Source organism: Pelomonas nitida, from assembly GCF_043555975.1.
Taxonomy (GTDB): Bacteria; Pseudomonadota; Gammaproteobacteria; order Burkholderiales; family Burkholderiaceae_C; genus Pelomonas; species Pelomonas nitida.
Map to the genome: position 1 here is coordinate 242,722 of NZ_JBIGIA010000001.1, position 13,537 is coordinate 256,258.

13 protein-coding genes are annotated in these 13,537 nt (G+C 66.8%); 12 read left to right on the forward strand and 1 reads right to left on the reverse strand.

The window, feature by feature from the left end; genetic code table 11:
• Window positions 1-14 precede the first annotated feature (14 nt).
• From bamA to ACG00X_RS01140, 12 genes are all read left to right on the forward strand, one after another.
• The gene (gene bamA, locus ACG00X_RS01085; RefSeq protein WP_394486064.1) at window positions 15-2,372 is read left to right on the forward strand and encodes an outer membrane protein assembly factor BamA; all 2,358 of its coding nucleotides are present in this window, start codon (window positions 15-17) and stop codon (window positions 2,370-2,372) included.
• Between the two features lie 2 nt (window positions 2,373-2,374).
• Window positions 2,375-2,881, forward strand: a complete 507-nt coding sequence (locus tag ACG00X_RS01090; RefSeq protein ID WP_394486066.1) for an OmpH/Skp family outer membrane protein — start codon at window positions 2,375-2,377, stop codon at window positions 2,879-2,881.
• 12 nt (window positions 2,882-2,893) lie between these two features.
• On the forward strand, window positions 2,894-3,922 hold the full coding sequence (lpxD, locus tag ACG00X_RS01095; protein WP_394486067.1) for a UDP-3-O-(3-hydroxymyristoyl)glucosamine N-acyltransferase: 1,029 nt from the start codon (window positions 2,894-2,896) through the stop codon (window positions 3,920-3,922).
• Entirely contained in the window at window positions 3,919-4,380 is a 462-nt protein-coding gene (gene fabZ, locus ACG00X_RS01100) for a 3-hydroxyacyl-ACP dehydratase FabZ (protein WP_394486069.1), read from the forward strand. Before lpxD ends, fabZ begins: the two co-directional genes overlap by 4 nt.
• 162 nt (window positions 4,381-4,542) lie before the next feature.
• Entirely contained in the window at window positions 4,543-5,334 is a 792-nt protein-coding gene (gene lpxA / locus ACG00X_RS01105; protein ID WP_394486071.1) for an acyl-ACP--UDP-N-acetylglucosamine O-acyltransferase, read from the forward strand.
• Window positions 5,335-5,337: 3 nt separating this feature from the next.
• Entirely contained in the window at window positions 5,338-6,471 is a 1,134-nt protein-coding gene (lpxB, locus tag ACG00X_RS01110) for a lipid-A-disaccharide synthase (protein WP_394486073.1), read from the forward strand.
• Complete coding sequence (gene rnhB / locus ACG00X_RS01115; protein WP_394486074.1) at window positions 6,443-7,063, forward strand: ribonuclease HII; 621 nt, start codon at window positions 6,443-6,445, stop codon at window positions 7,061-7,063. The genes lpxB and rnhB overlap by 29 nt, the downstream gene beginning before the upstream one ends.
• Window positions 7,051-7,830: a TrmH family RNA methyltransferase gene (locus ACG00X_RS01120; RefSeq protein ID WP_394486076.1), complete on the forward strand. Its 780-nt coding sequence runs from the start codon at window positions 7,051-7,053 to the stop codon at window positions 7,828-7,830. Before rnhB ends, ACG00X_RS01120 begins: the two co-directional genes overlap by 13 nt.
• Window positions 7,831-8,153: 323 nt before the next feature.
• The gene (gene hemP / locus ACG00X_RS01125; RefSeq protein ID WP_394486079.1) at window positions 8,154-8,342 is read left to right on the forward strand and encodes a hemin uptake protein HemP; all 189 of its coding nucleotides are present in this window, start codon (window positions 8,154-8,156) and stop codon (window positions 8,340-8,342) included.
• 86 nt (window positions 8,343-8,428) lie between these two features.
• The gene (locus ACG00X_RS01130) at window positions 8,429-9,622 is read left to right on the forward strand and encodes a hemin-degrading factor (protein ID WP_394486081.1); all 1,194 of its coding nucleotides are present in this window, start codon (window positions 8,429-8,431) and stop codon (window positions 9,620-9,622) included.
• A 93-nt stretch (window positions 9,623-9,715) separates the two neighbouring features.
• Window positions 9,716-10,897 (forward strand): DUF2325 domain-containing protein, encoded by a 1,182-nt coding sequence (locus ACG00X_RS01135; RefSeq protein ID WP_394486083.1) that lies wholly within the window; start codon window positions 9,716-9,718, stop codon window positions 10,895-10,897.
• Window positions 10,894-11,262: a hypothetical protein gene (locus tag ACG00X_RS01140; protein WP_394486085.1), complete on the forward strand. Its 369-nt coding sequence runs from the start codon at window positions 10,894-10,896 to the stop codon at window positions 11,260-11,262. Before ACG00X_RS01135 ends, ACG00X_RS01140 begins: the two co-directional genes overlap by 4 nt.
• Window positions 11,263-11,307: 45 nt before the next feature.
• On the opposite strand, the gene ACG00X_RS01145 is transcribed toward ACG00X_RS01140, so the two are convergent.
• Window positions 11,308-13,419 carry a TonB-dependent siderophore receptor gene (locus ACG00X_RS01145; protein WP_394486086.1) on the reverse strand — a complete coding sequence of 704 codons (2,112 nt, stop codon included), beginning with the start codon at window positions 13,417-13,419 and terminating at the stop codon, window positions 11,308-11,310.
• Window positions 13,420-13,537: the final 118 nt, after the last annotated feature.

Consider the following 13,537-nt stretch of genomic DNA (forward strand, 5'->3'; position numbering starts at 1 on the left):
AAACTCCCGGTCTCATGTCCTTTTCTTTCAGTTCGGGAGCGCCGCGCCGCCCCTTCCGCCTCGGCTTGCTGGCTTTGGCTGTCACGGGGATGTTCCAGTCCGGGATGGCTTGGGCGGTTGATCCCTTCGTGCTGAAGGACATCCGCGTCGAGGGCCTGCAGCGCACCGACCCGGGTACGGTGTTCGCGTCGCTGCCGTTCCGCATCGGCGATACGTACAACGACGAGAAGGGCGCGGCCGCACTGCGCGCGCTGTTCGCCACGGGGCTCTTCAAGGACGTGCGCATCAGCATCGAAGGTGATGCGGTCGTCGTCATCATCGACGAGCGCCCGATCATCGCCAACGTGAACTTCGTCGGCCTGAAGGAGTTCGATACCGAGGCGCTGTCCAAGTCGCTGAAGGATGTCGGCATCGGCGAAGGCAAGCCTTTCGACAAGGCGCTGGCCGACCGCGCCGAGCAGGAGCTCAAGCGCCAGTACCTGACGCGCAGTCTCTATGGCGCCGAGGTCACGACGACGATCACGCCGATCGAGCGCAATCGCGTCAACGTCAGCTTCAACGTGACCGAGGGCGAGCCGGCCAAGATCGCCGAGATCCGCATCCTGGGCAGCAAGGTGTTCTCCGAGAGCACGCTGCTGGGCCTGCTGGAGCAGACGACCTCGGGCTGGCTGACCTGGTACACCAAGACCGACCGCTACTCGCGCGCCAAGCTCAATGCGGACCTGGAAACCATCCGCAGCTACTACCTGAATCGCGGCTACCTGGAGTTCGCCGTCACCTCCACGCAGGTGACGATCTCGCCGGACAAGCAGAGCATCAGCATCGCCGTCACGGTCAGCGAAGGCCAGCCCTACACGGTCACCGGTGTGAAGCTCGAGGGTGATTTCCTCGGCCGCGAGGAAGACTTCAAGCATCTCGTGTTCACCAAGCCCGGCCAGGCCTACAACGGCGAGGCCGTGGCGCAGACGACGCGTGCGTTCAGCGACCTGTACGGCACCTACGGCTATGCGTTTGCGCGCGTCGACAGCAAGCCCGAGATCGACCGCGCGACCGGCCAGGTCGTCGTCACCTTCGTCGGCGAGCCGCAGCGCCGCGTGTATGTGCGCAAGGTCATCATCTCCGGCAACTCGCGCACGCGTGACGAAGTCATCCGCCGCGAATTCCGCCAGTTCGAGGCGGCCTGGTACGACGGCCAGAAGATCAAGGCCTCGCGCGACCGGGTCGAGCGCCTGGGCTACTTCAAGGACAAGGAAGTCAACATCGACACCCAGGAGGTGCCGGGTGCGCAGGATCAGGTGGATGTGATCCTGACGGTCGCCGAGCGCCCCACCGGCGCCATCACCGTGGGTGCGGGTTATTCCAGTCAGCAGAAGCTCTCGTTCACGGGCTCCATCCGCCAGGACAACGTGTTCGGCTCCGGCAACTATCTGGGCATTGACGTCTCCACGGCGAGCACTGGTCGGCAGTTGCAGATCAGCACGGTGGACCCCTATTTCACGGTGGATGGTGTCTCCCGGGCCATCGATCTGTTCTACCGCACCACCAAGCCGATCAACACGCTCGGCGAGGAGTACCGGTACATCACCAAGGGCGGTTCGATCCGGTTCGGCGTGCCGTTCTCCGAGCTCGACACAGTGTTCTTCGGCGTCGGCTATGAGCAGACGGACATCACGACGTCCAAGGGCCTGCCGCAGGCGTACTTCCTGTTCACCCACCAGTACGGCCAGCGCAGCAACTCCATCCCGCTGACGATTGGCTGGCAGCGTGACAGCCGAGACAGTGTCGTCACCCCGATGAAGGGCCGCTACCAGCGCCTGAACATCGAGGCCAGCGCCATCGGCGATGTGCAGTACGCGCGCCTGAATGCCCAGTACCAGGAGTACTTCGAGGTCACCAACAAGATCACGCTGGGCATCAACAGCGAACTGGGCTGGGGCGAAGGGCTGGGTGGCAAGCCCTACCCGATCTTCAAGAACTTCTACGCTGGCGGTCTGGGTTCGGTGCGGGTCTTCGAAGCGGGCTCTCTGGGGCCGGTGGACCCGACGGGTTCCTACAGTGGCGGCAATCGGCGCTTCAACGCCAATGCGGAGCTGTACCTGCCGGTGCCTGGCAGCGGCAACGACAAGAGCTTCCGCATCTTCGGCTTCCTGGACATGGGCGGTGTCTGGGGGCCGGAGACCAAGCTCAACTGGAAAACACTGAGTGAAGACACCGCGCATGACGGGCGTTACATGATGCGCATGTCCGGCGGTATCGGCCTGAGCTGGCTTTCGCCGATGGGTCCGCTGCGCCTCAGCTACGGCAAGCCGATCCGCAAATCCAGCAAGGATAGAATCGAAAAATTCCAATTCCAGATCGGGACTGCATTCTGATGATGAGCAAGCTCTTGCAATCGGCGGCTCTGGCCGCGTCGATGATGGTGGCCAGCGCGGCCGTGCAAGCCCAGGACCTGAAGATCGGCTTCGTCAGCAGCGAGCGCGTGCTGCGCGAGGCCAATCTCGCCAAGGCAGCCCAGATCAAGCTGGAGACGGAATTCGGCAAGCGCGAGAAGGATCTGCGCGATCTGGAAACCAAGCTGCGCGGTGCCGCCGAGAAGCTCGAGAAGGACGCTCCCACGCTGTCCGAGGCTGAACGCAACCGCCGCCAGCGCGACATCGTCGAGCAGGACCGTGACCTGCAGCGCAAGAAGCGCGAATGGCAGGAAGACCTGACCCAGCGCAAGAACGAGGAGCTGTCGGTCGTGGTCGAGAAGGCGAACAAGGTCATCAAGCAGATCTTCGAAACCGAGAAGTACGACCTCATCCTGCAGGACGCCATTCACTTCAGCCCGCGCGTGGACATCACCAAGAAGGTGATCGACACGCTGAACGCGCAGAAGTAAGCCGGGCCCGCCATGAGCTCGACAGCCGTCGCGCTCTCCGACCTGATCGCCGCCTTGGGCGGCGATTTGCTTGGTGGAGCCGATATTCGCATCGATGCCATCGCGCCGCTGGACGAAGCGGGCGAGCACGGCATCAGCTTCCTCGCCAACCCGCGCTATCAGTCGCAGCTGGCGACCACCAAGGCCGCTTGCGTCATCGTGGCGCCCGCGCTGGCCGAGGCCGCTGCTGCGCGGGGTGCGGCCATCGTCACGCCCGATCCCTATCTGTACTTCGCCCGCCTGACGCAGTGGTGGGCTGCGCGCGTGCGCCCCGCCGCGCAGCCCGGCGTGCATGCCAGTGCCATCGTGTCGCCGCAGGCGCAGCTGGGCCGGGATGTCGAGATCGGCCCGCTGGCGGTTGTCGAGGCCGGTGCCGTCATCGGTGACGGTGCGCGCATCGGGGCGCACTGTGTCGTCGAGCGCGGCGCGCAGGTTGGTGCGGGCACCCGCCTGGCGCCGCGTGTCGTGCTGGGCCATGGCTGCCGCATCGGGGCGCGCGGCATCGTGCACAGCGGTGTGGTCATCGGTGCGGATGGTTTCGGCTTCGCGCCATCGCGCCAGGGGTACGTGAAGATCGAGCAGCTCGGCAACGTGCGCATCGGCGACGACGTCGAGATCGGCGCCAACACCTGCATCGACCGCGGCGCGCTGGCCGACACTGTCATCGAGGATGGCGTCAAGCTCGACAACCTCATCCAGATCGCGCATAACGTGCACATCGGCCGCAACACGGCGATGGCAGGTTGCGCGGCCGTGGCGGGCTCCACACGCATCGGCGCGAACTGCACCATCGGTGGCGCGGCCAACATCATCGGCCACCTGACGTTGGTGGACGGCGTGCACATCTCCGCCGCCACGACCGTCACCCGCAGCATCAGCGAGCCGGGCGTTTACAGCGGCCCTCACCCCTTCGAAGAAAATTCGAGCTGGCAGAAGAACGCGGCAACGCTGCGCCAGCTTCACAGCCTCAGAGAGCGTGTGCGCGCGCTGGAAAAGAAATGACGACAGACACGATCACGATGGACATCCACGAAATCCTGAAGCGCCTGCCGCATCGCTATCCCATCCTGCTGGTGGACCGTGTGGTCGAGCTGGTCAAGGGTGAGCGCATCCGTGCCATCAAGAACGTCTCGATCAACGAGCCCTTCTTCCTGGGGCACTTTCCGCACCGGCCCGTGATGCCGGGCGTGCTCATCCTCGAAGCCATGGCCCAGGCCGCGACGCTGCTGGCGCTGCGCAGCATGGACATGGTGCTGGACGAGAACTCGGTGGTGTACTTCGCCGGCATCGACGGTGCGCGCTTCAAGCGCCCGGTCGAGCCGGGTGACCAGCTCGTGCTGGAAGTGACCTTGGGCCGCGCCAAGGCCGGCATCTACAAGTTCGCTGCCAAGGCGCTCGTTGGCGACCAGGTGGCCGCTGAGGCCGAACTGATGTGCACGATGCGTCGCATCGAGGCATGAAATGAAGCCCCTCGTCCAGTCCCGCGCTGCTGAACGCAGGCGTGCCCAGCCGGTCCCCCGAGGGGACGGCGATGCTTGCCGGGTTGACCGGCAAGCACATCGCCTGGGCGGGCCGGCTTGGGAGCGGCCCGGCGCTCGGCCCGCAAATTGAGTCTGCGACCCATGTCATTGATCCATCCCACCGCCATCGTCGACCCTGCGGCGCAGCTGGATAGCAGCGTCGAGGTCGGCGCTTACTCGCTGATCGGGCCGCACGTGAAGATCGGCGCCGGCACCAAGGTCGGCCCGCATGTCGTCATCGAAGGCCACACGACGATCGGCCGCGACAACACCTTCTTCCAGTTCAGCTCCATCGGCGCGGCGAACCAGGACAAGAAGTACGCGGGCGAGCCGACGACGCTGGTCATCGGTCACCGCAACACCATCCGCGAGTTCTGCACGCTGAACATCGGCACGGTCCAGGACCGTGGCGAGACCCGGCTCGGCGACGACAACTGGATCATGGCTTACTGCCATATCGCGCACGACACGGTGCTGGGCAACCAGAACACGCTGGCCAACGGTGTGACCTTTGCCGGCCACGTGACGGTGGGCAATTGGGTGACCATCGGTGGCTTGAGCGGCATCCTGCAGCGCATGCGCATCGGCGACCACGCCATGATCGGCTTCCAGGCCCACGTGGCCCATGACGTGCCGCCGTTCATGACGGTGGACGGCAATCCGCTGGCGGCGCGCGCCGTCAACGTCGTCGGCCTCAAGCGCCGCGACTTCAGCACCGAGCGCATCGGCGTCATCCGCCAGATCCACAAGCTGCTCTACCGCAGCGGCCATTCGCTGGACGAGGCCCGCGTGGCGATCGAGGCCTTGCGCGGCTCGGAGGGCGGCGTGGCCGATGGCGACATCGACAACATGCTCGCCTTCCTTGCCGCGTCCACGCGCGGCATCGTTCGCTGATCGATGCACAGCGCGCCACGTCTGGGCATGGTGGCCGGCGAGGCCAGCGGCGATCTGCTGGCCGGCCTGCTGCTGCAGGGGCTGCGCGAGCGCTGGCCCGGGCTGGTGTCGCAAGGCATTGGTGGCCCGAAGATGATCGCCCAGGGCTTCGAGACCTGGTGGCCGCACAGCAAGCTGTCGATCTTCGGGTACGTGGATGCGCTGCTGAACATCCGCGAGCTGCTGGCCATCCGCAAGCAACTGGGCAACCGCCTGATCGAGCGTCGCCCCGATGTCTTCATCGGCGTCGATGCGCCGGACTTCAATTTCGGCCTGGAGACGCGGCTTCGCGAGGCGGGCCTCAAGACCGTGCACTTCGTCTGCCCGTCGATCTGGGCCTGGCGGCCCGAGCGCGTGCAGAAGATCAAGGCGGCGGCCGACCACGTGCTGTGCCTGTTCCCTTTCGAGCCCGAGATCCTGCATCGCGCCGGCATCGGGGCGACCTATGTCGGCCACCCGCTGGCCGATGCCATTCCCATGGAGCCACCGCGTGTGGCCGCGCGCGAGGCCTTGCAACTGCCCGAGGGTGACACGGTCATCGCGCTGCTGCCGGGCAGCCGCAAGAGCGAGATCAACTACATCGCGCCGGCGCTGATCGGTGCGGCCCGCCTGCTGGCCCGGCCGGGGCGGCGTTTCGTCATGCCCGTCGTGCCTGGGCTGCGCGCGCTGGTCGAGCCTTTGCTCCGAGACATGGGCGGCGCGGACATCCAGCTCGTGGATGGCCAATCGCACGCTGCGCTGGCGGCCTGCGACCTGACGCTGGTGGCCAGCGGCACGGCCACGCTGGAGGCGGCGCTGTTCAAGCGGCCCATGGTCATTGCTTACCGCATGAACTGGCTGAACTGGTGGCGCATGAAGGACAAGGGGCTGCTGCCCTGGGTGGGGCTGCCCAACATCCTGGCGCGCGAGTTCCTGGTGCCCGAGCTGCTGCAGCAGGCCTGCACGGCCGAGGCGCTGGCGCGCGAGGCCGAGGGCCTGCTGGCCGACGCGCCGCGCCGCGCCGCGCTGCACGGGCGTTTCGTGCAACTCCATGAGCTGCTGCGGCAAGACACCGCGCGGCGAGCCAGTGATGCGATCGCGACGCTCATCGCAGCCTGAGCAGGTGTCCCTGGACTGGGCGCCCGCGGGCCTTGTGGCCGGCGTGGACGAGGCCGGACGCGGCCCGCTGGCCGGCCCGGTGTTCGCGGCCGCCGTCATCCTCGATGACCTCCAGCCCATCGCCGGCCTGGCGGATTCCAAGGCGTTGACGGCCGCCCGGCGTGCGCGGCTGTATGACGAGATTCGCGCCAAGGCGCTGTGCTGCTGCATCGCGCAGGCATCGACCGAGGAGATCGACCGCATCAACATCCTGCAGGCCACGATGCTGGCCATGCAGCGCGCGGTGCAGGGGCTGCGCCTGAAGCCGGTGCTGGTGCAGGTGGACGGCAACCGTCTGCCCACGCTGCCCATGGCCGCCGAGGCCATCGTGAAGGGCGATGCCAAGGTGCAGGCGATCTCGGCGGCGTCCATCCTGGCGAAGGTGGCGCGTGATCTGTTCTGCGAGCAGATGCATGCGAGCCACCCGCAGTACGGCTTCGCCACGCACAAGGGCTATGGCACGGCCGAACACCTGGCCGCGCTGAAGGCGCACGGCGCCAGCCCCTGGCACCGCCGCAGCTTCGGCCCGGTGCGGGAGGTATGCGCCAAATGAAGCTCGATCACATCACCTCGCGCGACAACCCGGCGCTGGTGCGCCTGCGCAAGCTCGGGCTCGATGCCGGCGGCTACCGCAAGACCGGCAGCGTGTGGATCGAGGGCGACCACCTGCTGCGCGCTGCGCTGCAGCGGGGCTGGCAGCCGGCGCTGGTGGTGCTCACCGAAGGCGCGATGCAGGATGCTGCGCTCGCCGCGTTGGCGGAGTCCGCGCCGCGGGCGTTGGTCGTGCCAACGGCACTGTTCAAGGGCTTGAGCGGGCTGGAGTCGCCGGCGCAGATTGGCGCCGAGCTGACGCTGCCCGCCTCACCGGCCATCGAACCGCAGGCCGCCTCCGTCGTGTTGGACCGTCTGCAGGACGCTGGCAACGTCGGCGCCATCCTGCGCAGCGCGGCTGCTTTCGGCGTGCGCCAGGTGTTGGCGTTGAAGGGCACGGCGGCGCTGTGGTCGCCCAAGGTCGTGCGGGCCGGGCAGGGGGCGCACTTCGGCTTGCGCCTGATCGAAGGTCTTTCGGCCGATGACCTTGCGTCACTTGCCGTGCCGATGATCGCCACGAGCTCGCACACCGAGCATGTGCTGCATCGTGTGGCTTTGCCATCGCCCTGTGCGTGGGTCATGGGGCATGAAGGGCAGGGGGTGTCGCCTGCGTTGATGGCCCGTTGTGCGCTGACCGTCGGCATTCCGCAGCCTGGGGGCGAGGAGTCCCTGAACGTCGCGGCGGCGGCGGCCATCTGCCTGTACGAGAGCGAGCGGCAGAAGGGCTGAGAAGCCCCTCGAGGGGGGGCGCGAGCGGCCTGTTCAGTCGCCGAAGAAGCAAAGCGCTGCCGGCACTTCAGGCCCAACTCGGTCTTCGCCGCCTCGTCATGAAGGCAGCGCCCGCTGCGTTTGCGACCCGCCACCCGGCGCCGCTTGGCGTCTTTCAGATCAGTCGCCATACGTGCCCACGTCGATGTGCGTGGGCACCTGGGTTCTCAGCTCAACGCTTGGAGGGGCGGTTTGTCGATCGCTTGCGGTGCGATGGCCGTCCTGTCGAACGGGAGGCAATGACAGGGCTTGTAATCAAGAATGATTCTCATTACAGTGCTTCCATGCCCGCTGAATCCCAATCGCCCCAACTCCTGGCTTCCCCGGTCGGCGTGCCGCAGCGTGCGGGCGAGCCGCCGCGCATCGACAGTGCCGCACTGCTGGGCCCGCAGGGCGAGGTGGTCATCGTGCACCAGCAGCAGCTCTACCGGCTGCGCGTCACGTCCCTGGGTAAGTTGATCCTCACCAAGTAGTCCTCGCGTCTTTTCATTCACTCCTTCTTTCGATACTCGCGCCAGCCAGCCGCCGCCAGCCCGCGCTCTTTTTTACGGAGCCCCCCGTGCGGAAGACTGTCGACGCGCTGGCCGATGCGGCCGGCCCCGAGCTTGCAAAACGAGATGAAGGCTTGTTGCCGCTGGCCCGCCTGGCGGCCGGCACGAATGCGGCGCGCATGGATCTGCGACAGGCCTATCTCGACGCCCGTGCCATCGACGGTACGGCACAGCACCGCGACATCGCGTCGGCCCTCGGGGCCACCGAAGGCATGTTGATCGACGCGCATGTCGACGCGCCGATCGAGGCCGGTGGGCGCGGGCTTCAGGCGCAGCGTCTGCGCGGTGACTTTCCGCGCCTGTTGTCGGCGCTGAGTCGCGCTGGTGAGTTGATGGCGCTGACACGCAATGCTTACTGCGTGCATGAGCGCACCGGCGTCTATGAGCACTTGAGCGCCTACGGTGAGCCCGGGCGGGAGACCGGCATGGCGCTCGGTGATGAGATCGATCTGCGCCTGTACTACAGCCATTGGGCCCATGGCTACGCGGTGCGTGAAGGCGAGCAGCAAAGCCTGCAGTTCTTCGACGCCCATGGCGTCGCGGTGCACAAGGTCTACACGCGGCCGGCCACCCATATGGCTGCCTGGCAGGCGCTGCGGCTCGGCTGGATCGATGCCAAGGCGTCGGCTCCGCAGTGGCGCCCTTTGCACGAGCCAACCCTTCAGGTCGATGCGGACGTGGATGCCGATGCCTTTCGTGCCGGCTGGTCGTCGCTGCGCGATACGCATGAGTTGTTCGGCCTGCTGCGTCGGCATGGCCTGCGGCGGCTTCGCGCGATGGAACTGGCGGCGCCCGGGTTTGCGCAGCCCGTCGATCACCACGCGGCGCGTGTGCTGCTGCAGGGCGCGGCGGCCAGCGGCCTGCCCCTCATGGTGTTTGTGGGCAACCCGGGCGTCACGCAGATTCACGCGGGTCCGGTGCGGCGCGTGGCGGTCACCGGGCCATGGCTCAGCGTGCAGGACCCGCGGTTCAGCCTGCAGCTGCGTGAGGATGCCATTGCACAGGCCTGGGCGGTGCGTACCCCCACGGTGGATGGCCTGGTCAGCTCGCTGGAGCTGTACGCGCATGACGGCGAGCTCATGGCGCAGTTCTTCGGGCAGCGCAAACCCGGCCAGCCCGAGCGTTGTGCCTGGCGCGAGTTGCTGAACGCCCAGGTGGACGACGGCGGCTGGCGCCATGAGGCGGCGGGGTGCGCGGCATGAGCGGTCCTCGATTCAAAACCGCGCGGTGCGTGGACCCGTCGAGCCGCACCCAGCCTGATTTCGCAACCTGCATCGACCTGGAGACCCCATCAAATGGCTGAAGCCTGTTGTGCCGCGCATGCGGCCCTGCCGCCCGTCACCGGTTCACGCCGACGTCGGCTCTGGGAGCTGGGCAGCCATGCACACTGCCCCGTCATCGGCGTGTGCGTGCCGCTGGAGCGCGTGCGCGTGCTTGCGAAGAAGCTGCTCGTGCTGCAGGGCGACGAGGACGACTACACGCTGCACTGCAGCCTGGTGACGGCCGCCGCACGGCGCAACGCCGTGGCCGAGGCGCTGCAGAAAGACCTGGAGCAGCGTTTTGCGCTCGACCTGCGGGCCGCTGCCCAGTGCAAATGCAGCAACAGCCTGATGACCTGGTGGCGCAACCGCGTCGCGCAGGGCGAAGGCATTGCCGGCGCACTGTGGGCGACGCTCACGCATCCACGTTGCGACGAGTGGCTGGAGATGCGCGTGCTCGGGCAGATCCACATGCTGCAACACCAGGTGGGCGCCGCGCAGCGGGTGGATGTGGCGCGCCACCGCGAGCTGGCGGCCGAACACCAGGCGCTGACGCGCGACTATGCCGAAGTGCAGCAGCGCGTGACAGCCTGGAGTCAGGAGCGCGCGCGTGAGCAGCAGGCCTGGGAGCAGGAGCGCATGCGCCAGCGCGCCACGTTGATCGCGCTGCAGACGCAGCTGGCGCAGGCGCAGGAGCAACTGCAGCACTGGCAGGCGGCGCGCCCGGACCTGCCGGAGCGCGAGCAACTGCGCGAGCGCCTGGCCGAACAGATCGAGCGCAACCAGGCGCTGCAGCGAGAGGTGACGCGACTGTCGTCACGCGTGACCGTTGCGACGACCGCCGAAGCGGTGAGCGCGGCGTTGCCGGCGGACGCTGAGCCTGACTTGCCGCCGCCGCCCGTGCGCCTGGAGCACCGGGTCATCCTGTGCGTGGGCGGGCGTGGCGGCAGCGTGCCGCAGTACCGTCAGGCGGTGGAGGGCTGCGGTGCGCAGTTCCTGCATCACGATGGTGGCGCCGAGCACAAGCCGGCGCAGCTGGAGCCGCAGTTGGCGGCGGCCGACGTCGTCATTTGCCAGACCGGTTGCATCAGCCATGACGCCTATTGGCGTGTGAAAGACCACTGCAAGCGCCATCACAAGCGCTGCGTGTTCGTCGACACGCCCAGCCGCAGCGCGTTCGAGCGCGCACTGGCCCAGGCGGCCACGGAGGCCGCATGACCCGGGCGGCGTCTGGTTCTGCGCAGTTGCTGACGCACTGGCAGCGGCAAAGCCTGGCCGTGCGCCTGGCCTACGACACGGCTCGCCCGTGTGCGATCGGCTGCTATCTGGCACTGGGGCGCAAGCTCATCGACCGAGGTCTGGTGAGTGCGGTCGATGGCGAGGAGCGCATGTACCGCCTGCTGATGCAGACGGCCACCGATGTGATGCTGCCGGAGCCGTGGCGCGAGTTCTGCCTGCGAGCGGCCCTGCATCCGCTGGCTCGCCTGGCGCCGCTGCTGGAGGCGGCCGGCGACGTCGAGCGTGCGGGCGCGCTGTATGCGCGCTGGGACCTTGCCTGGCGTCAGCTGCAAGCCGACGCCTGATGTCGCAGACGCCCCGGCTCGTGGGGCCGGGGTGTTGTCACGACGTCAGAGCTTGTAGCTCAGGGACAGGCCGTAGTTGCGCGGCGGGATGTAGATGGCGCCGGATTGCAGGCCGCCGATGGCCTTCTTGTCGAACAAGTTGTTGACGTTCACGCGCACGGTGGCCTTGTCGTTGAGCTCGTAGGCCGCGAAGGCGTCGGCCTTCACATAGGCGCCCTGCTTGAGGCCGGCGGTGCTGGCGACGTCCGACTGCCAGCGTGCGGCGACGCCCACGCGCAGCGCCGGCAGCGTCGGTACGGTGCTGTCGACCCGCACGTTGAAGGTATTGCGCGGCACCCAGTGGTAGATGTCCTTGCCGTCATCGCCGGTCAGAATCAGCCGGGTGTAGCCTGTCGTGACCTTGGTGTTCTTGCCCAGCCGGCCGGTGGCTTCGACCTCGAAACCCTTGGAATCCACGTCCACCGGCATGTACCAGTACTGGCCGGTCGGCGTCAGGCCTGCGTAGGTCGCCAGGCCTTCCTGTTTGGCGGTGAACAGTGCGAACGTCGTCAGCAGCGACTTGTTCAGCCACTCGGCCTTCACGCCCACCTCGGTGTTCAGGCCTTTGACGGGCGCCAGCAGGTCTCCGTTGATGTCGGCCTGCTCCTGCGGCAGGAAGATGTCGGAGTACGACACATAGCCCAGCACGTCGGGCGTGATGTCGTAGGTGAAGCCGACGTAGGGGCTGACCTTCTCGGTCTTGGGGTCGATCAGCTTGCCGCCGCTGCCGTAGCGCGACTGGCCGCCGCGCACATGGCGCATCGCGTTCACGCCGAGGATGGCCTTGAACGAGTCGGTCAGCTGCAGGCGCGACGCGGCGTACAGGCGAGTCAGGGACTGTTCGCCTGTTGTGCAGGTGGCGCGCTGGCCCCAAGTGGGCTCTGGCACAACGTCACCACCAAACGGCAGCGCCGGCAGCGTCGGGTTCACGTAGCCGGCCGCGCAATCGCCATCCGGCACGAAGATGTCTGTGCTCAGCTCTTCCTCGGAGCGGTTCAGGCCCAGCAGGACCTCATGCTTGCGGCCAAAGGCGCTGAAGCGACCACTGAGGTTGACGTCCAGCACCTCGTTGTCGGTCTTGCCTTCGCTACGGTAGTGCTGGCCGACGAGGCCGGTGTTGTCCGGCTTGAGCGTGCCGTAAACGTAGAACAGGTTGGTCGATTCATTGCCATGGCGCTTGTTGTAAGTGACCTTGGCCTCCCAATCGTCCGACAGGCGGTGCGCGTATTCGATGAAGGCGCTGCGCGATTCGACGTTCCAGTAGTTGTACTTCTGCGCGGTCGAAGAACCCACCGGCAGGTCGGCTTGCGTGCCGTCGGAGCGCAGCAGCGTCAGCGAGCCCCACATGGCGCCGTCCTGCTTGGAGTCGGTAGCGGTCACACCCACGGTCAGCACGCCGTTACGGCCGATCTGGCCGTCCACCACACCGTAGACGGTGGTGCGCTGGTCCTGAAGATCGCGCAGGTAGGAGTCCTTGTCTTCGCGCGCCACCACCAGGCGGCCGGCCCACGAGCCGTCTTTGCTCAGCACTTTGTTGTAGTCCAGGCCGACGCGCTTCTTGTTCCACGAGCCGAAGCCGAGCTCGACCTCGCCGCCGTCTTCATTGGTCGGACGCTTGCGCACGTAGTTGATGGTGCCGGACGCGTTGCCCACACCGGTCAGCAGGCCGTTGGCGCCGCGGATGAGTTCGATCTTCTCGAACAGGAAGGTGTCCTCGCGGCCGACGACCGTGCCCCAGGAGTTGCTCATGCCCAGACCGTCGAGCTGCGTCAACTGGATGTCGAAGCCGCGTGAGTTGAACGTCGCGCGGTTGGTTTCCCATTGCTCGACGTTGATGCCGGTGCCCAGCGCCAGCGCTTCATTGCTGCCAGTCAGGCCGAAGTTGGTGATGTCTTCGCGGTCCAGCGTGCTGATGGTTTGCGGGGTGTCCTTCAGCTCCAGCGCCAGGCCGGTCGCACCCTTGGAAATGCGGTTGGCGCGCTTGCCGGTGACGACGACGGACTCGATGCGCTGCGTTTCGGCCTTGTCCTGCGGCTTGTCCACGGCCTGCGCGTGCACATCGGTCAGCAGGGCGAGGGTGGCCAGCGCACAGGCGCTCAACGGGAACTTGTTCTTCATGGAAGGCGAGGGGAGAAGGAGAGGGTGCCAGGCCGCCGGGGTTCGGGCGGCGCCAGTTGCACGACAGGTTGAAAGGAGGTTCTGACGACATAATAAATACAAATGAGAATGAGTCGCA

Coding starts and splice junctions, on each gene's coding strand:
- ACG00X_RS01145 (WP_394486086.1), bottom strand. CDS start 13,419: ATGAAGAACAAGTTCCCGTTGAGCGCCTGTGCGCTGGCCACCCTCGCC.
- ACG00X_RS01135 (WP_394486083.1), top strand. CDS start 9,716: ATGGCTGAAGCCTGTTGTGCCGCGCATGCGGCCCTGCCGCCCGTCACC.
- ACG00X_RS01140 (WP_394486085.1), top strand. CDS start 10,894: ATGACCCGGGCGGCGTCTGGTTCTGCGCAGTTGCTGACGCACTGGCAG.
- ACG00X_RS01120 (WP_394486076.1), top strand. CDS start 7,051: ATGCGCCAAATGAAGCTCGATCACATCACCTCGCGCGACAACCCGGCG.
- fabZ (WP_394486069.1), top strand. CDS start 3,919: ATGACGACAGACACGATCACGATGGACATCCACGAAATCCTGAAGCGC.
- ACG00X_RS01090 (WP_394486066.1), top strand. CDS start 2,375: ATGAGCAAGCTCTTGCAATCGGCGGCTCTGGCCGCGTCGATGATGGTG.
- lpxB (WP_394486073.1), top strand. CDS start 5,338: ATGCACAGCGCGCCACGTCTGGGCATGGTGGCCGGCGAGGCCAGCGGC.
- lpxA (WP_394486071.1), top strand. CDS start 4,543: ATGTCATTGATCCATCCCACCGCCATCGTCGACCCTGCGGCGCAGCTG.
- lpxD (WP_394486067.1), top strand. CDS start 2,894: ATGAGCTCGACAGCCGTCGCGCTCTCCGACCTGATCGCCGCCTTGGGC.
- rnhB (WP_394486074.1), top strand. CDS start 6,443: ATGCGATCGCGACGCTCATCGCAGCCTGAGCAGGTGTCCCTGGACTGG.
- bamA (WP_394486064.1), top strand. CDS start 15: ATGTCCTTTTCTTTCAGTTCGGGAGCGCCGCGCCGCCCCTTCCGCCTC.
- hemP (WP_394486079.1), top strand. CDS start 8,154: ATGCCCGCTGAATCCCAATCGCCCCAACTCCTGGCTTCCCCGGTCGGC.